Annotated in this window: 12 protein-coding genes and 1 tRNA gene; 12 read left to right on the top strand and 1 reads right to left on the bottom strand. The window is 58.3% G+C overall.

Going from position 1 to position 15,447, the window contains the following annotated elements; translation table 11 throughout:
* Positions 1–73: 73 nt before the first annotated feature.
* The 12 genes from HMPREF1986_RS02460 to HMPREF1986_RS02400 all read left to right on the top strand — a co-directional run bounded on the left by HMPREF1986_RS02460 (position 74) and on the right by HMPREF1986_RS02400 (position 13,165).
* Positions 74–3,559 carry a DNA polymerase III subunit alpha gene (locus HMPREF1986_RS02460; RefSeq protein ID WP_036598938.1) on the top strand — a complete coding sequence of 1,162 codons (3,486 nt, stop codon included), beginning with the start codon at positions 74–76 and terminating at the stop codon, positions 3,557–3,559.
* Positions 3,560–3,712: 153 nt separating this feature from the next.
* Complete coding sequence (pfkA, locus tag HMPREF1986_RS02455; protein WP_036598920.1) at positions 3,713–4,687, top strand: 6-phosphofructokinase; 975 nt, start codon at positions 3,713–3,715, stop codon at positions 4,685–4,687.
* 243 nt (positions 4,688–4,930) lie between these two features.
* Positions 4,931–5,284, top strand: coding sequence for a DUF6145 family protein (locus tag HMPREF1986_RS02450; protein ID WP_036598935.1), 354 nt, complete (start codon positions 4,931–4,933; stop codon positions 5,282–5,284).
* Positions 5,265–6,218: a tRNA dihydrouridine synthase DusB gene (gene dusB, locus HMPREF1986_RS02445; protein WP_021773158.1), complete on the top strand. Its 954-nt coding sequence runs from the start codon at positions 5,265–5,267 to the stop codon at positions 6,216–6,218. Before HMPREF1986_RS02450 ends, dusB begins: the two co-directional genes overlap by 20 nt.
* A gap of 620 nt (positions 6,219–6,838) precedes the next feature.
* On the top strand, positions 6,839–8,026 hold the full coding sequence (gene trpB / locus HMPREF1986_RS02435; protein WP_036598918.1) for a tryptophan synthase subunit beta: 1,188 nt from the start codon (positions 6,839–6,841) through the stop codon (positions 8,024–8,026).
* Positions 8,023–8,775, top strand: coding sequence for a tryptophan synthase subunit alpha (gene trpA, locus HMPREF1986_RS02430; RefSeq protein WP_021773153.1), 753 nt, complete (start codon positions 8,023–8,025; stop codon positions 8,773–8,775). Before trpB ends, trpA begins: the two co-directional genes overlap by 4 nt.
* Positions 8,776–9,048: 273 nt before the next feature.
* Entirely contained in the window at positions 9,049–9,792 is a 744-nt protein-coding gene (locus tag HMPREF1986_RS02425; RefSeq protein WP_021773152.1) for an enhanced serine sensitivity protein SseB C-terminal domain-containing protein, read from the top strand.
* A complete protein-coding gene (locus HMPREF1986_RS02420) occupies positions 9,792–10,289 on the top strand; it encodes a DNA-deoxyinosine glycosylase (protein WP_021773151.1) in 498 nt (165 codons plus the stop codon). Before HMPREF1986_RS02425 ends, HMPREF1986_RS02420 begins: the two co-directional genes overlap by 1 nt.
* 123 nt (positions 10,290–10,412) lie before the next feature.
* Positions 10,413–10,736 carry a hypothetical protein gene (locus HMPREF1986_RS02415; protein ID WP_036598916.1) on the top strand — a complete coding sequence of 108 codons (324 nt, stop codon included), beginning with the start codon at positions 10,413–10,415 and terminating at the stop codon, positions 10,734–10,736.
* Positions 10,737–10,829: 93 nt separating this feature from the next.
* A tRNA-Val gene (locus tag HMPREF1986_RS02410) sits at positions 10,830–10,902 on the top strand.
* A gap of 184 nt (positions 10,903–11,086) precedes the next feature.
* On the top strand, positions 11,087–11,257 hold the full coding sequence (locus HMPREF1986_RS02405; protein WP_009214276.1) for a DUF362 domain-containing protein: 171 nt from the start codon (positions 11,087–11,089) through the stop codon (positions 11,255–11,257).
* Positions 11,258–11,425: 168 nt separating this feature from the next.
* The gene (locus tag HMPREF1986_RS02400; protein WP_021773149.1) at positions 11,426–13,165 is read left to right on the top strand and encodes an ABC-F family ATP-binding cassette domain-containing protein; all 1,740 of its coding nucleotides are present in this window, start codon (positions 11,426–11,428) and stop codon (positions 13,163–13,165) included.
* A gap of 5 nt (positions 13,166–13,170) precedes the next feature.
* Here HMPREF1986_RS02400 and HMPREF1986_RS02395 read toward each other — a convergent pair whose 3' ends face one another.
* The gene (locus tag HMPREF1986_RS02395; RefSeq protein WP_021773148.1) at positions 13,171–15,342 is read right to left on the bottom strand and encodes a Tex family protein; all 2,172 of its coding nucleotides are present in this window, start codon (positions 15,340–15,342) and stop codon (positions 13,171–13,173) included.
* Between the last annotated feature and the right edge of the window lie 105 nt (positions 15,343–15,447).

The following is a 15,447-nucleotide window of genomic DNA, read 5'->3' as shown; positions in this document are numbered from 1 at the left end:
GGCGCCCGGTTTTCCGGGCGCCCGCTTCCGGTCCCGCACCTTGCAAAGCGGAGACACAAAGAGGAAGGAGAATATGAGCTTTACCCACCTGCATGTTCACACAAGCTATAGTCTCTTGGACGGGGCCGGGAAGATTCCGGAGATGATCGCCCGCGTGAAGGAGCTCGGCATGGATGCTGTGGCAATCACGGACCACGGTGTGATGTACGGCGTGATCGACTTCTATAAGGAGGCGAAGGCGCAGGGCATCCATCCGATTCTGGGCTGTGAAATCTATTTGAGCCCTGCCTCCCGCTTCGATAAAAGCTTCGGAAAGGCGGAGGCGAGATACTATCATCTTGTGCTGCTTGCGGAGAATGAGGAGGGATACCACAACCTCATGAAGCTTGTGACGAGGGGCTTCACGGAGGGATTTTACTATAAGCCGAGGGTGGACTTTGAGCTTCTAAGGCGCTATCACGGGGGGCTCATCGCGCTTTCCGCCTGTCTTGCAGGAGAGCTTGCGAGGGATCTCTCGCGGGATCAGTATGAGGAGGCGAAGGATGCGGCGCTCCGCTATCAGGAGATTTTCGGGAAGGGGAATTTCTTCCTGGAGCTCCAGGACCACGGCTATCCGGAGCAGAGGAAGGTCAATCAGGGCCTTCTTCGGCTCCACGAGGATACCGGGATCCCAATGGTTGCGACAAATGATATTCACTATACCTTCCGGGAGGATGCAAAGGCGCACGACATCCTGCTCTGCCTTCAGACGGGGAAGAAGCTGAACGATCAGGACCGGATGCGCTATCCCGGGGGACAGTTCTATATTAAGTCCGAGGAGGAGATGCGGGAGCTCTTCCCCTATGCCGAGGAGGCGATCTTAAATACCGGGAAGATCGCAGAGCGCTGCCAGGTGGAGATCGAGTTCGGACACTACCACCTCCCGAAGTATGAGGTTCCGGACGGCTTCACCCCCCTTTCCTATCTCAGGAAGCTCTGCGAGGAGGGCCTTGTGAGAAGATACGGGGAGGAGGCGGAGCGCCATCGGGAGAGGCTCTCCTATGAGCTCTCCGTCATAAGCTCCATGGGCTTTACCGAATATTTTCTGATCGTCTGGGATTATATCCATTTCGCGAAGACGCACGGCATCGCGGTCGGGCCCGGAAGAGGCTCCGCCGCGGGATCCATCGTCGCCTACAGCATCGGAATCACGGACATCGATCCGATGCGCTATCAGCTCCTCTTTGAGAGATTCCTGAACCCGGAGCGGGTGACGATGCCGGATATCGATGTGGACTTCGAATACGAGAGGCGGCAGGAGGTCATCGACTATGTGACCGGGAAGTACGGGAAGGAGCAGGTCAGCCAGATCATCACCTTCGGTACGCTCGCGGCGAAGGGAGTCGTCCGGGATGTCGGAAGAGTCATGGACATCCCCTATGCGAAGTGCGACATGATCGCAAAGCTCATCCCGAATGAGCTGAATATGACGCTCGAAAGGGCGCTCTTTGGAAGTCCGGATCTCAAGAAGCTCTATGAGGAGGACGAGGAGACGAGGCGGATCATCGATATGTCGAGGCGTCTCGAGGGACTGCCGAGGCACAGCTCCACCCATGCCGCGGGGGTTGTGATCGCGGGCTCTGCAGTCGAGGAATTCGTGCCTCTCTCGAAGAATACAGACGGCGCGGTGACGACGCAGTTTACGATGACGACGGTGGAGGAGCTCGGGCTTTTGAAGATGGATTTTCTGGGCCTTCGGACTTTGACGGTGATCCAGGATGCGATCCGCTTTGCGGAAAAGGATTACGGAAAGAGGATCGATCTCGAGAGGATGGATTATGAGGATCCGAAGGTCTATGAGATGATCTCCCGGGGGGACTGCGCGGGCGTCTTCCAGCTTGAGAGCGGCGGCATGGTTTCCTTTATGAAGCGGCTTCGCCCCACAAGCCTTGAGGATGTGATCGCGGGAGTATCCCTCTACCGGCCGGGGCCGATGGACTTCATCCCGAGGTACATCGAGGGGAAGAAGCATCCGGAAAGGGTGAGCTACGAGCACCCGAGGATCGAGCCGATTTTAAAGTCCACCTACGGCTGCATCGTCTATCAGGAGCAGGTCATGCAGATCGTGCGGGAGCTCGCGGGCTACTCGATGGGAAGGTCTGATCTCCTCCGCCGCGCCATGTCGAAGAAGAAGGCCTCCGTCATGGAGAAGGAGAGGAGGAACTTCGTCTATGGAAATCCGGAGGAGGGCATACCCGGCTGTCTCTCTGCGGGGATCTCCGAGCAGGTGGCGAATCATATCTACGACGAGATGATTGACTTCGCAAAATATGCCTTCAATAAGTCTCACGCCGCCTGCTATGCGCTTATCGCCTATCAGACCGCCTATCTTAAGTGCTATTACCCCGCGGAATTTTACGCGGCCCTCATGAGCTCCTTTATGGACAATGCGGGGAAGACCGCGGAGTATCTGGAGTTTGCGAGGGACCGGGAGATCCCCATCCTCCCGCCGGACATCAATCTCGCGGAGAGCGGCTTCTCCGTCTCGGACGCTTCGATCCGCTACGGGCTCAGCGCCGTGAAGGGGATCGGGAGGAGCGCGGCGGAGCAGATCATCGAGGAGAGGAGAAGGGGCGGAAAATTCCGGGACCTCGAGGACTTCCTTCTCCGCATCTCGGACCGGGGCGTAAACCGGAGGGCGGTCGAGTCCCTGATCTACTCCGGAGCTTTGGACAGCCTTCCCGGAAACCGGAGGGAGAAGGTGACTGCCCTTCCCTTCCTGCTGGAGTCGAAGTCGAAGGAGAAAAGGAACGCGATGGCGGGGCAGATGACGCTCGCGGATCTCCTGGGAGAGGACAACGAGGAGGCAGAGGCCTTTCGCTTCACCATGCCGGTCCTCCCGGAGTTTCCGAAGGCGGAGCTTCTCCGAAATGAGAAGGACGCGCTCGGGGTCTATCTCTCGGGGCATCCTCTGGACAGCGACCGGGAGCTTCTGGACTTCTATGTGGATGCAAAGGCGGGAGCCTTCCGGACGGATCCGGAGAGCGGAGAAGAGGGCGGACTCTCCGAGGGACAGCTTGTGACAGTCGGCGGTCTCCTCACGGAGATCCGGCAGAAGGTCACGAAGAAGAACGAGCTGATGGCCTTTCTCACGCTGGAGGACCGGCAGGGGAGCATCGAGGTCACGGTCTTCCCGAGGACCTTTCAGGAGCAGAGGGAGGCCTTAAACGGCGAGGAGAAGCTACTTATCCAAGGAAGGGTGCAGCTTGGAGACGGGCAGGATGCAAAGCTCATCGCAGAGCGGATCCTCCCCTTCCGGGAAGTCCCCCGGGAGCTCTGGATCCAATTTTCCGATAAGGAGGATTATCTTCGGAGGGAGAAGGCTCTCTCCGGGCTTCTCCATCCGCATCCGGGGGAGGCGGAGGTCTGTGTCTATCTCAGAAAGGAGCGGGCGGTGAAGCGTCTTTCGAAGGATAGCGCCGTATCCATCGAAGAAGAGCTCCTCCGTTCGCTCCGCTCCGGCTTTGGTGAAAAAAATATCAGGCTCCGCTACGGCCTATTGAAAAAAAGAGGGCGATGAATTATGATTCCAGTGTCAAAAGTCTGCCTCTGCTTTTTTGCTTTGCGGAATTGGATCGGGGCTCTGAGCCTCTGAGAAGGGGGGCGAAAAAAGCGGATGGAGACAGGGGCTTTCCCATCGGATTCCTTCCTGATGGGCAGAACGGAGGGAGCTATGGCTGCTAAGATAAAGACGATTGGAGTTTTGACCTCGGGAGGGGATGCGCCCGGCATGAACGCGGCGATCCGGAGTGTGGTCCGGACCGCGATTCACAACGGAGTGGCGGTCAAGGGCATCATGAGGGGCTACGCCGGACTTCTGGAGGAAGAGATCGTCGATATGAATACGACCTCCGTCTCCGACACGATCAGCCGCGGCGGCACGATTCTTTTCACCGCGCGCTGCAGGGAATTTACGACTGCGGAGGGGCAGGAAAAGGGGGCGGAGATCTGCCGAAAGCACGGGATCGACGGCATCGTCATCATCGGAGGGGACGGCTCCTTCCGCGGCGCGGGAAAGCTCTCCGCCCTCGGGATCAATACGATCGGGGTCCCAGGGACGATCGATCTGGATATCGCCTGCACGGATTACACGGTCGGCTTCGACACGGCGATCAACACGGCCATGCAGGCCATCGATAAGATCCGGGACACCTCGACCTCCCATGAGCGCTGCTCGATCATCGAGGTCATGGGACGCCGGGCGGGCTACATTGCCCTTTGGTGCGGCGTCTCGAACGGCGCGGAGGAGATCCTTCTTCCGGAGAAGTATGACGGCGACGAGCAGTCCATCATCAACCGGATCATCGAATCGAGAAAGCGCGGAAAGAAGCACTATATCATCATAAATGCGGAGGGAATCGGGCATTCCGGCTCGATGGCGAGGCGGATTGAGGCCGCGACCGGGATCGAAACCCGGGCGACCATACTCGGGCACATGCAGCGGGGCGGCTCTCCGACCTGCAAGGACCGCTATTACGCATCCATCATGGGGGCGAGGGCGGCGGAGCTTTTGGTCGAGGGAAAGTCCAACCGCCTGGTGGCCTATAAAAAGGGAGAGTTTGTGGACTATGATATTCAGGAGGCTCTCCGCATGACGAAGAACATCCCGGCGGAGCAGTACCGGGTCGCGAAGCTCCTGGTGCGCTGAGCTCTGCCCCTGCTTTTGAGAGGGGCGGCCGGCGTGAGTTTCGCTGTCCTCTTCGGTGCGGAAGCTTTTCTCCGACTGCCGCATGGAGCGGCGCGGGGATGGATCGTAAGAAATTCCGGGCGAGAGAATAGCCCGCTTATGGACTGCCCGGCCCCGGCTTTTGCTTTTTTGGGCAGGGGGAAGGCGGAATCATTTCCGGGAGGAAAGGAAGGGGAGCTTCTTTTGAAGGGAGAGGGAGGGAAGATGGCGGATGAGAGCTCGGTGCTCTGCGCCGCGAATTCTTATATCGAGAAGTTTTACTGGAATCCGGCCTATCGGCTTCCGGAGGAGGTGCGGAAGCGCCTTCAGATCCTGGCCGTCCGTTTCACAGAGGAGGTCGGCGGGATCCTGATCCTCCGCTTCAATGAGAGAGGAAGTCTGGAGCTTCAGTCTGTGTCGGAGGAGGGAGATTATCTCTACGACGAGATCGGAGCAGAGCTTAAGCTCCGGGAGCTTTCGGCGGAGAATCAGGAGCTTTTCCAGAAGCTGGAGCTGTATTTTCAGGGGATGGAGGCCATTCGGAGGGCAGGTGCGGTCTGTGAGAATAGGGAAGCTTGAGCTCAGGGGAAATCTCGTCCTCGCGCCGATGGCGGGGGTGACGGATCTCCCCTTTCGAATCCTCTGTGAGGAGCAGGGGATCGCGCTCTCCTGCACGGAGATGGTGAGCGCAAAGGCCGTGCTCTACGAAAGCCGGAATACAGAGGACATTCTTGAGAGGGGGAAGGGGGAGTTTCCGCTCGCCGTGCAGCTTTTCGGATCCGATCCGGAGATCATGGGCGAGATCGCGGCCCGCCTGGAGGAGCGCTTTGATGTCCTGGATGTCAATATGGGCTGCCCTGTCCCAAAGATCGTGAGAAACGGAGAGGGCTCCGCCCTGATGCGGGAGCCGGAGCTTGCCGGGAGGATCATAAAAGCGATGGTCTCGCGGGTTCATAAGCCTGTCACCGTGAAATTTCGAAAGGGCTTTTCCGCGGGGGAGTCCACCGCCCCGGAATTTGCGAAGCGGATGGAGGATGCGGGAGCGGCCGCGGTGACGGTGCACGGCCGGACGAGGGAGCAGTACTACAGCGGAAAGGCGGACTGGGAAGTTCTCCGATCGGTAAAGGAGGCGGTTTCCATCCCGGTCATCGGAAACGGGGATGTGTTTTCCCCGGAGGATGCGAAGCGCATGCTGAAGTCTACGGGCGTGGACGGGATCGCCCTCGCGAGAGCGGTGAGGGGGAATCCCTGGCTGATCCGCCGGACGATCCGCTTTTTGGAGAGCGGCGTCCTGCCGGAGGAGCCGGAGCTTGAGGAGAGACTCCGGCTCATGGAGCGTCACATTGCGCTTATGGTGGAGTACAAGGGGGAGAGGACCGCGGTGCGGGAGATGCGAAAGCATCTCTCTTGGTATACGGCGGGCCTTCCCCGCTCCTCGGACTTTCGGAGGAGAGTGAATGCCGCGGAGACATCGGAGGAGCTTCGGGGCCTGCTCTCTTTGCTCCGCGGATAGAGGCTTAAAAACGGGCCGATCGTGGAGACCGGGTTCCTTACGGCTTCTGGGGCCTGCTCTCTCTGCTCCTCTGATAGATGAAAGGCGGATGAGGGCGGGGCCCTGATATAAAAAAAGTCCTTGACAGCTCTCCCGCGCTTATGTTAAAAAGGGGAACCATAGAAACCGTTGATGCGGAGATAACGGCAGGCATGATCCCACAGAGAGCCCGCGATGCTGAGAATCGGGCGGAACTACAGTCTGTCAAATGGACCGCAGAGGGCGCAGTCAAAGGTTCCGGAGACGGATCCGAGTATTCTGCGACGTGAGGGAATACGTCAGTTTCCGGGGATATGTTGGTATCCCGCAAAGTGCGCGTCAGATCGCGAAGCAGGGTGGCACCGCGAAGAATCTCTTCGTCCCTGGCAGAAAGAAGCTCTTTCTGCCGGGGACTTTTTGCTGTATCAGTCATGGGAGCGAAGAGGATCACTTCTCAAAGGAAACGGCCTCTCTCGATGAGATCGGCGGAAGACCGGTGGGAGAAGAACGAAGGGAAGCGGTGCCGGGGCCGGGAAGGAAGAGGGCCTTTTTGAGGACAGGCAGGGCGGCGGGACGGCACAGAGGGAAAAGGAGGATTAAGCATGGAGAGAAAGGGAAGATTTGGATCCTACGGGGGGCAGTACATCCCGGAGATTTTGATGAATGCGGTGAATGAGCTCGAGGAGGCCTACCGGAAATACGGGGAGGATCCCGATTTCCAGGCGGAGCTGAAGGAGCTTTTAAACGAGTACGCCGGCCGGCCTTCCCGCCTCTACTTTGCGGAGAAGATGACGAGAGAGCTCGGCGGCGCGAAGATCTACCTGAAAAGAGAGGATCTGAATCACACCGGAGCGCACAAGATCAACAACGTCTTAGGACAGGCGCTTCTCGCAAAGAGGATGGGAAAGACCCGCCTCATCGCGGAGACCGGGGCGGGACAGCACGGTGTCGCGACGGCGACCGCGGCGGCTCTCTTCGGGATGGAATGCGTCATCTTCATGGGGAAGGAGGATGTGGAGCGGCAGGCCTTAAATGCCTACAGGATGAAGCTCCTCGGGGCGGAGCTTGTGTCCGTATCCAGCGGAACGGGGACGCTGAAGGATGCGGTCTCCCGGGCGATGGGGGAGTGGACCAGGAGAATCAGGGACACGCATTACTGCATGGGCTCCGTCGTGGGGCCGCATCCCTTCCCCATGATTGTGCGGGACTTTCAGTCGGTGATCTCCAGGGAGATCAAGGAGCAGATCCTGAAAAAGGAGGGGAAGCTCCCGGACGCCGTCATCGCCTGTGTGGGAGGAGGCTCCAACGCGATCGGCTCTTTCTGCTCCTTCATCGGGGATCCCGGGGTTCGCCTCATCGGCTGTGAGGCGGCGGGGAGAGGGCTTGACAGTCCGGAGACGGCGGCCAGCATCCGCGCCGGAAGCCCCGGCATCTTCCACGGCATGAAGTCCTATTTCTGTCAGGACCGCTATGGACAGATCGCGCCGGTCTATTCCATCTCTGCAGGGCTCGACTATCCGGGAGTCGGACCGGAGCACGCGGAGCTCTATGAGAGGGGGAGGGCGGAGTACGTGCCGGTGACGGACGAGGAGGCTCTGGAGGCCTTTGAGTATCTGTCCAGGACGGAGGGAATCATCCCGGCGATCGAATCCTCCCATGCCCTTGCCCATGCGATGAAAATTGCCGGGGAAATGCGGAAGGATCAGTGCATTGTGGTTACGGTCTCCGGGAGAGGGGACAAGGACTGCGCGTCCGTCGCGCGTTTGAGAGGGGAGGAGATCAGCGAATGAGCCGCATTAAAGAAGCATTTCAAAAGGGAAGGGCCTTTATCCCGTTTATCATCTGCGGGGATCCGGATCTTAAGACAACGGAGGAGATCGTTCGTGAGATGGCAAAGGGCGGAGCGGACCTCATCGGGCTCTGCATCCCCTTTTCCGATCCTGCGGCGGAGGGGGCCGCTGTCATGGAGGCGGAGCTTCGCGCTCTGAGAGGAGGGACAACGACAGACGCCGTCTTCTCCCTTACGAGAGAGCTTCGGAGAGAGCTTTCGCTCCCGCTTATTTACAGAAGCTATGCCAATGTTGTATTCTCCTACGGGACGGAGCGCTTTATGAAGGAGGCGGCGGAGGCCGGTGCCGATGCCCTGATCCTTCCGGATGTCCCCTTTGAGGAGAGGGAAGAATTTCTGGGAGCCGCGAAAAAGCACGGAATCTGCCTGATCTCCATGCTCGCCCCTTCTCCGGAGAAGAGGGTCCTTGCAATCGCCGGGGACTCGGAGGGCTTCCTCTGCCTCCTGCCCTCTCCGGATGCGGGGGAAGGGGGCCTGTCCGAAATGAGGGAGACAGCAAAACTCATCCGGGAAAAGAGCGGAATCCCCCTTGTGATTGATTTCGGGGAGAAGGAGGCGGAAGAGGCCGGGGAGGCAGCGGCATTCTTTGACGGACTGATCGCGATGCCCGCTCTTCCCGGACAGGGAAAGGCGGAGTACGCCGGGGTCTATGCAAAGAGAATGGCAGAGGCCGTGCACAGAGTGCGCTGATATCAAAAAACGCTGCGGCGGCCAGGGATACAGCGGCCTTCCACCGCGGGACTGCGAATCTCCGCCTGCGCTGCTGCTATGGCCGGGGATCGGCGGGGGACACAGCAGCCTCCCGCCTCGGGAATCGGATAGCCGTATGCCGTGGAAATCGGATCGCCGCCTGCGCTGCTGCGGCGTCGGCTTGTAGTAAGCTCCGCGCTATGGTAGAATACTCCGGTCAGAGAGCAGTGAAGTCAGTCGGAAGCTTGACTTGATACTATCGGGGGATTTGCCATGGACCACACGGAGAAGAAAAACGGGCGCTTTATCATCGCGATGGAGAGGCTTCGAAAGGAGCAGACTGCCGCGGCGAAGAGATTTTTTTTGGATGCGCTGACGCAGGATGCGGAGTTCTATGTGCCGATGAAGACCGCAGGGATCGGGAGAGAGAGAAAGCCCGCATTTGCCGTCCTAAATGACGGAGAGAAGCATCATTATTATGCGATCTTCACCTCGAAAAAGAGGGCAGAGCACTGGAATGCGGAGGAGAAAAGCTATGCGGTGCTGGACTTTCGGCAGCTTGCCGGGATGTCTCTCGGGGATGAGCGGATCTCCGGCTTCGTGATCGATGCGGGGACGGAGGACATGATTCTCGGAAGGAAGCTGATTATGGATGCCCTCCGCGTAAAGAGAGCGAGAGAGCTCGGGGAGGAGGCGGTCGAGGTAGAGGGGGAGATCCGCTTCCGGGAGCCGACGGGAGACTACTGGGAGATGCTGGATGCGCTCCGGGAGTATATGTCGCAGGACCCGAATGTCAGCGCGGCCTATCTCCAGGAGGCGGAGCTCAACGGAGAACTCTGCTATGTGATTATCGTAAATCATATCGGGCAGATCCAGCCGAGCTTTGCCAATATCTCTTTGCTTGCGAAGGATTTTGGGAACGGCCGCCCGGTTGCTCTGCTCTCCGCAAGACTGGACCAGGCGGAGAAGGCGATCGCCTCCCTCCTCCCCTTCTACAGAAAGGCAATTCACCGCTGATGGAAAAAAAGAGAGTTGATCACAGCGCATTCCCGGCAGAATACGACGCGGACGCGGAGATTCTGATCCTGGGTTCCATCCCTTCTCCGATATCCAGGGAGGAGGGTTTTTATTATGCGAATCCCAGAAACCGCTTCTGGAGGGTGCTTTCCGCCGTATTTGAGGAGCCGCTCCCAAAGACGACGGAGGAGAGGAAGGATTTCGTCCACCGGCATCACATCGCCCTCTGGGACGCTCTGTCGAGCTGTCTCATCTCCGGGGCGAGTGACAGCTCGATAGAGGACCCGGTCCCGACGGATATCCCGGAGCTTTTAAAGAGAACAAAGATTCGAAGAATTTACTGCAGCGGTAAGGCGGCGCAGCGCTTCTACGAGAAGCTGAGCTATCCAAGGACGGGGCTCCATTCCCGCCTACTCCCGTCAACAAGTCCCGCAAACTGCGTGCTTTCTCTGGAGCGCCTGATCGAGGAATACCGCGTCATAAGAGAGGAATCCTGAGAAAGCCGCCAAAGAAAAGCCTATAAAAAAGAACATATATTTCTAAAACATAAGTTTACATATAAGAACATGTGTGCTATAATCGATCCATCGGAAATCGCGGGGGGACGCGGGAAAGGGACGGTGGATCGGATGGATTTTCTGAGGATTTCGGACAGGGCGGCCGGTTTTTTGATCTTTTCGGCCTCGATATTCGGCCTGTCAAGATTTTCCTGGCTGAGAGCTCTGGGCTTTCTGATGTTTGCTCTGCTGCTCCTTATCTCGGAGCTCAGCCGGAGAGATGCGGAGAGGGAGGAGGCTAAGAGGAGAGCGGAGCGGAGAAGGAAGGCCGGAAGGAGGAGAGTCGGCGGGAGAAGCCGAAAGAGAGTTCTGCCTCCCGCTTCCGGGAGAGCCGGGGAGCGGGCTTCCGCCTTCTCTTCCACTTCCGCGGAGAGACGGACAGCCTAGGGAGACCTTGAGGGGGCAGGGCTTCGGGGAGACAGGCGGAGAGCAATCTTTTTGGGGCTTGCATTTTCTCCTGATTATGATATCATAGCCGTTGGGAGTTTAGCTCAGCTGGTAGAGCACCTGCATCACACGCAGGGGGTCGCAGGTTCGAGTCCTGTAACGCCCAGAGGAAAAGCGAGGAGACGGAAAGGCCCGGGGAGACCGGGCTTTTTCTATGTGTTTTTTTCTGCATCTGAAATGGAACAAGCGCATTTTTTTTAATTACTTGTCAGTCTGAGACAAATCGACTAGAATAAAGGAACGGCGAGAGGCCGGAAAGAATCTATCTATTTAAACAAGGAGGACAAAACATGGCACATGTAATCAGCGACGAGTGCGTAAGCTGCGGCGCATGCGCATCCGCATGTCCCGTTCAGGCGATCTCCGAGGGAGAGAGCAAGTATGTCGTCGATGCGGACAGCTGCATTGACTGCGGCGCCTGCGAGGAGGTATGCCCCACCGGAGCGATCACCGCGGAGTAATCAGGAGACTTCGAGGCGGGAAGAGCCCTTCCGAGAGGAGGGGTTCTTTTTCTATTCCCGCCTGTATTCCCGGGACAGCGCCTCTTTTCATGGCTTCCGGGATAAGGGGAGCCTTTTGTCCCCGGGAGAGCCTTGCGGCATTTGGGGCAATCCGCTATACTTTCCCTTATGATGATCAATATTTCAAATTTAAATAAAGCCTTCCTGGACAAGCCGGTGCTCCGGGACGTTTCCTTCCATCTGGAGGAGAAGGAGAAGGCCGCGATCGTCGGCATCAATGGATCCGGAAAGACGACGCTTCTTCGCTGCATCCTGGGGGAGGAGGAGCCGGACAGCGGGATGATCGCCTTCGCAAAGGGAAAGAAGATCGGCTACCTTGCGCAGCAGCACGCGGATATGGCGCAGGATGACAGGGAATACGACATCCTCTCCGGGGGGCAGAAGACGAAGAAAAGGCTGGAGGAGATCCTCCTCGACAAGCCGGAGCTTTTGATTTTGGATGAGCCGACGAACCATCTGGACATAGAGTCCATCCAATGGCTGGAAAAGGTTCTGAAGCGTTACTCGGGAGCGGTGCTCCTCGTCTCCCACGACCGCTATTTCCTGGATCGGATCGTGACGAAGATCATTGATCTTGAGGGGGGAAGAGCCCGGATGTATCGGGGCAGCTACACGGAGTACGCGGAAAAGAAGCGCCGGATCCGGGAGGCGGAGAGGAAGGCTTATCTAAAACAGCAGCTTGAGCTTCGGCATCAGGAGGCCGTCATTGAGAAGCTCCGGCAGTTTAACCGGGAGAAGTCCATCAGGAGGGCGGAATCGCGGGAGAAGATGCTGGAAAAGATGGAGCGCCTCGAAAGACCGGAGGAGATGCAGAACGAGATGCGGCTTCTTTTGATGCCGAAGCTTCTCTCCGGAAATGATGTCCTTTCGGTGCGGGAGCTCTCAAAGTCCTATGATGGGAAAATGCTGTTTTCCCATGTGAGCTTTTCTATTAAGAGGGGAGAGCACGTCGCCGTGATCGGGGGAAACGGAAGCGGGAAGACGACGCTCCTCAAGATTTTGAACGGCCTGATCCCGGCGGACAGCGGGGAATTTCGCCTGGGGGCGAAGGTTAAGGCGGCCTATTATGACCAGGAGCACGCGGTTTTGGATCTGGAGAAAACGATTTTCGACGAGATCCGGGACAGCTATCCGGAGCTCGACAACACGAGGCTTCGGAGCATCCTCGCGGCCTTTCTCTTCATGGGGGACGATGTCTATAAAAAGATCGGAGATCTGTCCGGAGGAGAGAGGGGAAGGGTGAGCCTTGCGAAGCTGATGCTCTCGGATTCCAATTTCCTGATCCTGGACGAGCCGACCAATCACCTGGATATCCAGGGGAAGGAGGTCCTGGAGGAGGCGATTCGGAATTATGAGGGCACGGTGCTCTACGTCTCCCACGATCGCTACTTCATCAATCGGACTGCGGGGAGGATCCTGGAGCTCTATGAGGAGCGCTTCGATAATTATATCGGAAACTATGACTACTATCTCGAAAAGAGAGAGGATGTAAGAAGATACGGAGCGGCCGGGAGAGGGGAGGACAGAGGAGAGAGAAAAGCGAAGCAGGAGAGTTCAGGCCCTCCCTTGGAACCGATGTCCTCCGGAAAGACGGACTGGGCCGGACAGAAGGAGCATCAGGCGGAGCTTCGAAAGGCGCAGAACGGATTAAAGAAGACGGAGGCGGAGATTCAGAGGCTGGAGGAAAGGAGCGGGGAGCTCACGGAGCAGATGGCGCTCCCGGAGATCGCCTCCGATATCGGACGCCTCATGGAGCTTCACCGGGAGAAGGAGGCGGCGGAAGAGAGACTCTCGGAGCTCTATGAGGACTGGGAGCGCTTTTCCGAGGAGCTGGAACGGCTCGGATAAGGCGGTCAGGAGGGGATATTCTTCATGCTGAGGGAGATCCGCCCCCTCTTTTCATCGACGGAGAGGATCCGGACCCTTTTGACCTGACCGAGTTTCAGAAGCTCCGAGGGATGCTTCACATAGCGCTCCGCAAGCTCTGAGATATGGACGAGTCCGTCCTGATGGACACCGATATCCAAAAAGGCGCCAAAGTCTGTGATATTTCGGACGACGCCCTCTAAAATCATGCCCTCCCGAAGATCGGAGAGCTTCAGCACATCGGAGCGAAGGAGCGGAGCGGGACGGGATGCCCTGGGATCTCTTCCCGGCTTTTCCAGCTCACGGAGGACATCGGAGAGGCTGTACTCTCCGAGTCCCGTCGCATCCATGAGCTCTTTTTTTCGTATTCCCCGCTCTGATAGGAGACTTTCGATCTCCCGCGTCCTTCCGCTTCGGATATCCTCTTCGCAGAGACCGAGGAGAGAGAGGAGCTTTCTCGCAGCATCGTAGCTCTCGGGGTGCACGGCGCTTTCATCGAGAGGCTCTTTTCCCCCCGTGATGCGGAGAAAGCCCGCGCACTGCTCATAGGCTCTGGGGCCGAGCCTTGGGACCAGGAGAAGCTCTCTCCGCTCCGCGAAGCTCCCGTGGGATTCCCGGTAGGAGACGATATTTTTTGCGAGGGAGCGGGAAATGCCGGATACCGCGGAGAGGAGGGGGACGGAGGCGGTATTCAGGTCAACTCCGACGGAGTTCACGCAGTCCTCGACGATGGATCTGAGCTTCTCCGAGAGCTTCCCCTGATTCAGGTCGTGCTGGTACTGTCCGACGCCGATCGACTGCGGATCGATCTTTACGAGCTCCGAAAGAGGATCCTGGAGACGGCGCGCCATGGAGACCGCGCTTCTCTGCCCGGGATCGAAGTCCGGGAATTCTTCCGCGCCGAGCCTGCTCGCGGAATAGACGGAGGCCCCGGCCTCGTTTACGATCACATAGCGAAGCGGAAGGCGGCTCTCCCGGATGAAGTCCGCGATGATCTGCTCCGACTCCCGGGAGGCTGTCCCGTTTCCGAGGGAGATGAGGCTGACGCCATACTTTTTCACGAGGGAGGAGAGGAGCGAGAGGGCTTCCCGGATCTCATGCCTCGGGGCCGTGGGGTAGATGACGGCGGTATCCAGAACTCTGCCCGTCTCATCGATGACCGCGAGCTTGCATCCGGTCCGAAAGCCCGGGTCCCAGCCAAGTATGACCTTCCCGGAGAGGGGAGGCTGCAGGAGAAGCTGCTTTAGATTCATCCCGAAGACGGATATCGCGCTCTCCTCCGCCCGCTCCGTGAGCCGATTTCGAAGCTCGGTCTCGATAGAGGGGGCGATGAGACGCCGGTAGGCATCCCTTGCGCTCTCTTCGAGGAAGGGGCGGCTTAAGCGGTTTCCCCGCCGGAGAACCGCGCTCAAAAGCCGATCCAGGATTTTGTCCTCCGGAGCCAAAAGCTTTACACTGAGGACCTTCTCCGCCTCACCCCGGTTGATTGCCAGGATCCGATGGGGAGGAAGGCTTTTGACGGCTTCCTGAAAGTCGAAGTAGATCTCATAGACCGATTTTTCCTCCCGGAGAGCCTCATCCCGGAGCTTTGAGCCAAGAAGCCCCTCCGAGAAGCTTAATTCCCGGATAAAGGAGCGAAAGCCCGCCTCATCGGAGATCTGCTCGGCGAGGATATCCTCTGCGCCCCGGATCGCGTCCGCTGTCCCAAGGATCCCCTTCTCCGGATCGAGATAGCGCTTCGCCTCCTCCTCCACGGGGCGGGACGGCCGCTCCTCCAGGAGAAAGTCCGCAAGAGCCTGAAGACCCTGCTCTCTCGCGATCATCGCTCTCGTTCTCCGCTTGGAACGATAGGGGCGGTAGATGTCCTCCAGGGCGGAGGCGCTCTCCGCCTCCATTACCTTCGTTCGAAGGGCATCCGTCAGAGCCCCCTGCTCCTCGAGGGAGGAAAGGACAGAGTTTCTTCTCTCCTCCAGTCTCCGGAGGCCGCGGAGCCGCTCCTCGAAGCTTCGGAGCATTTCATCGTCCATTCCGCCGCTTCGCTCCTTTCGGTAGCGCGCGATAAAGGGGATGGTATTCCCCTCGTCGATCATTCCGATCACTGCTTCTGCCTGCGACAGACGGAGTCCCAGCTCCTTCGAAAGCGTTCCTGCAAGATTCATTTTTTTCTCCAATAAAGCTTATGCCGACATTTCCTCAAAGTGCCTCTATGATAGCATGTCCCTATGCTTCCAGGCGATAGAAATCCGGCATTTTTTGAAAGGCCC

Origin of the sequence: Oribacterium sp. oral taxon 078 str. F0263, assembly GCF_000469565.1 — a bacterium.
GTDB lineage: Bacteria > Bacillota > Clostridia > Lachnospirales > Lachnospiraceae > Oribacterium.
This window is presented reverse-complemented; position numbering and strand designations above follow the sequence as displayed.

Excerpts from the sequence above, each read along its gene's own strand:
- HMPREF1986_RS02405 (WP_009214276.1), top strand. The coding sequence starts at position 11,087 with ATGGCACATGTAATCAGCGACGAGTGCGTAAGCTGCGGCGCATGCGCA.
- HMPREF1986_RS02460 (WP_036598938.1), top strand. The coding sequence starts at position 74 with ATGAGCTTTACCCACCTGCATGTTCACACAAGCTATAGTCTCTTGGAC.
- HMPREF1986_RS02420 (WP_021773151.1), top strand. The coding sequence starts at position 9,792 with ATGGAAAAAAAGAGAGTTGATCACAGCGCATTCCCGGCAGAATACGAC.
- trpA (WP_021773153.1), top strand. The coding sequence starts at position 8,023 with ATGAGCCGCATTAAAGAAGCATTTCAAAAGGGAAGGGCCTTTATCCCG.
- HMPREF1986_RS02450 (WP_036598935.1), top strand. The coding sequence starts at position 4,931 with ATGGCGGATGAGAGCTCGGTGCTCTGCGCCGCGAATTCTTATATCGAG.
- HMPREF1986_RS02400 (WP_021773149.1), top strand. The coding sequence starts at position 11,426 with ATGATGATCAATATTTCAAATTTAAATAAAGCCTTCCTGGACAAGCCG.
- trpB (WP_036598918.1), top strand. The coding sequence starts at position 6,839 with ATGGAGAGAAAGGGAAGATTTGGATCCTACGGGGGGCAGTACATCCCG.
- HMPREF1986_RS02395 (WP_021773148.1), bottom strand. The coding sequence starts at position 15,342 with ATGAATCTTGCAGGAACGCTTTCGAAGGAGCTGGGACTCCGTCTGTCG.
- pfkA (WP_036598920.1), top strand. The coding sequence starts at position 3,713 with ATGGCTGCTAAGATAAAGACGATTGGAGTTTTGACCTCGGGAGGGGAT.
- HMPREF1986_RS02425 (WP_021773152.1), top strand. The coding sequence starts at position 9,049 with ATGGACCACACGGAGAAGAAAAACGGGCGCTTTATCATCGCGATGGAG.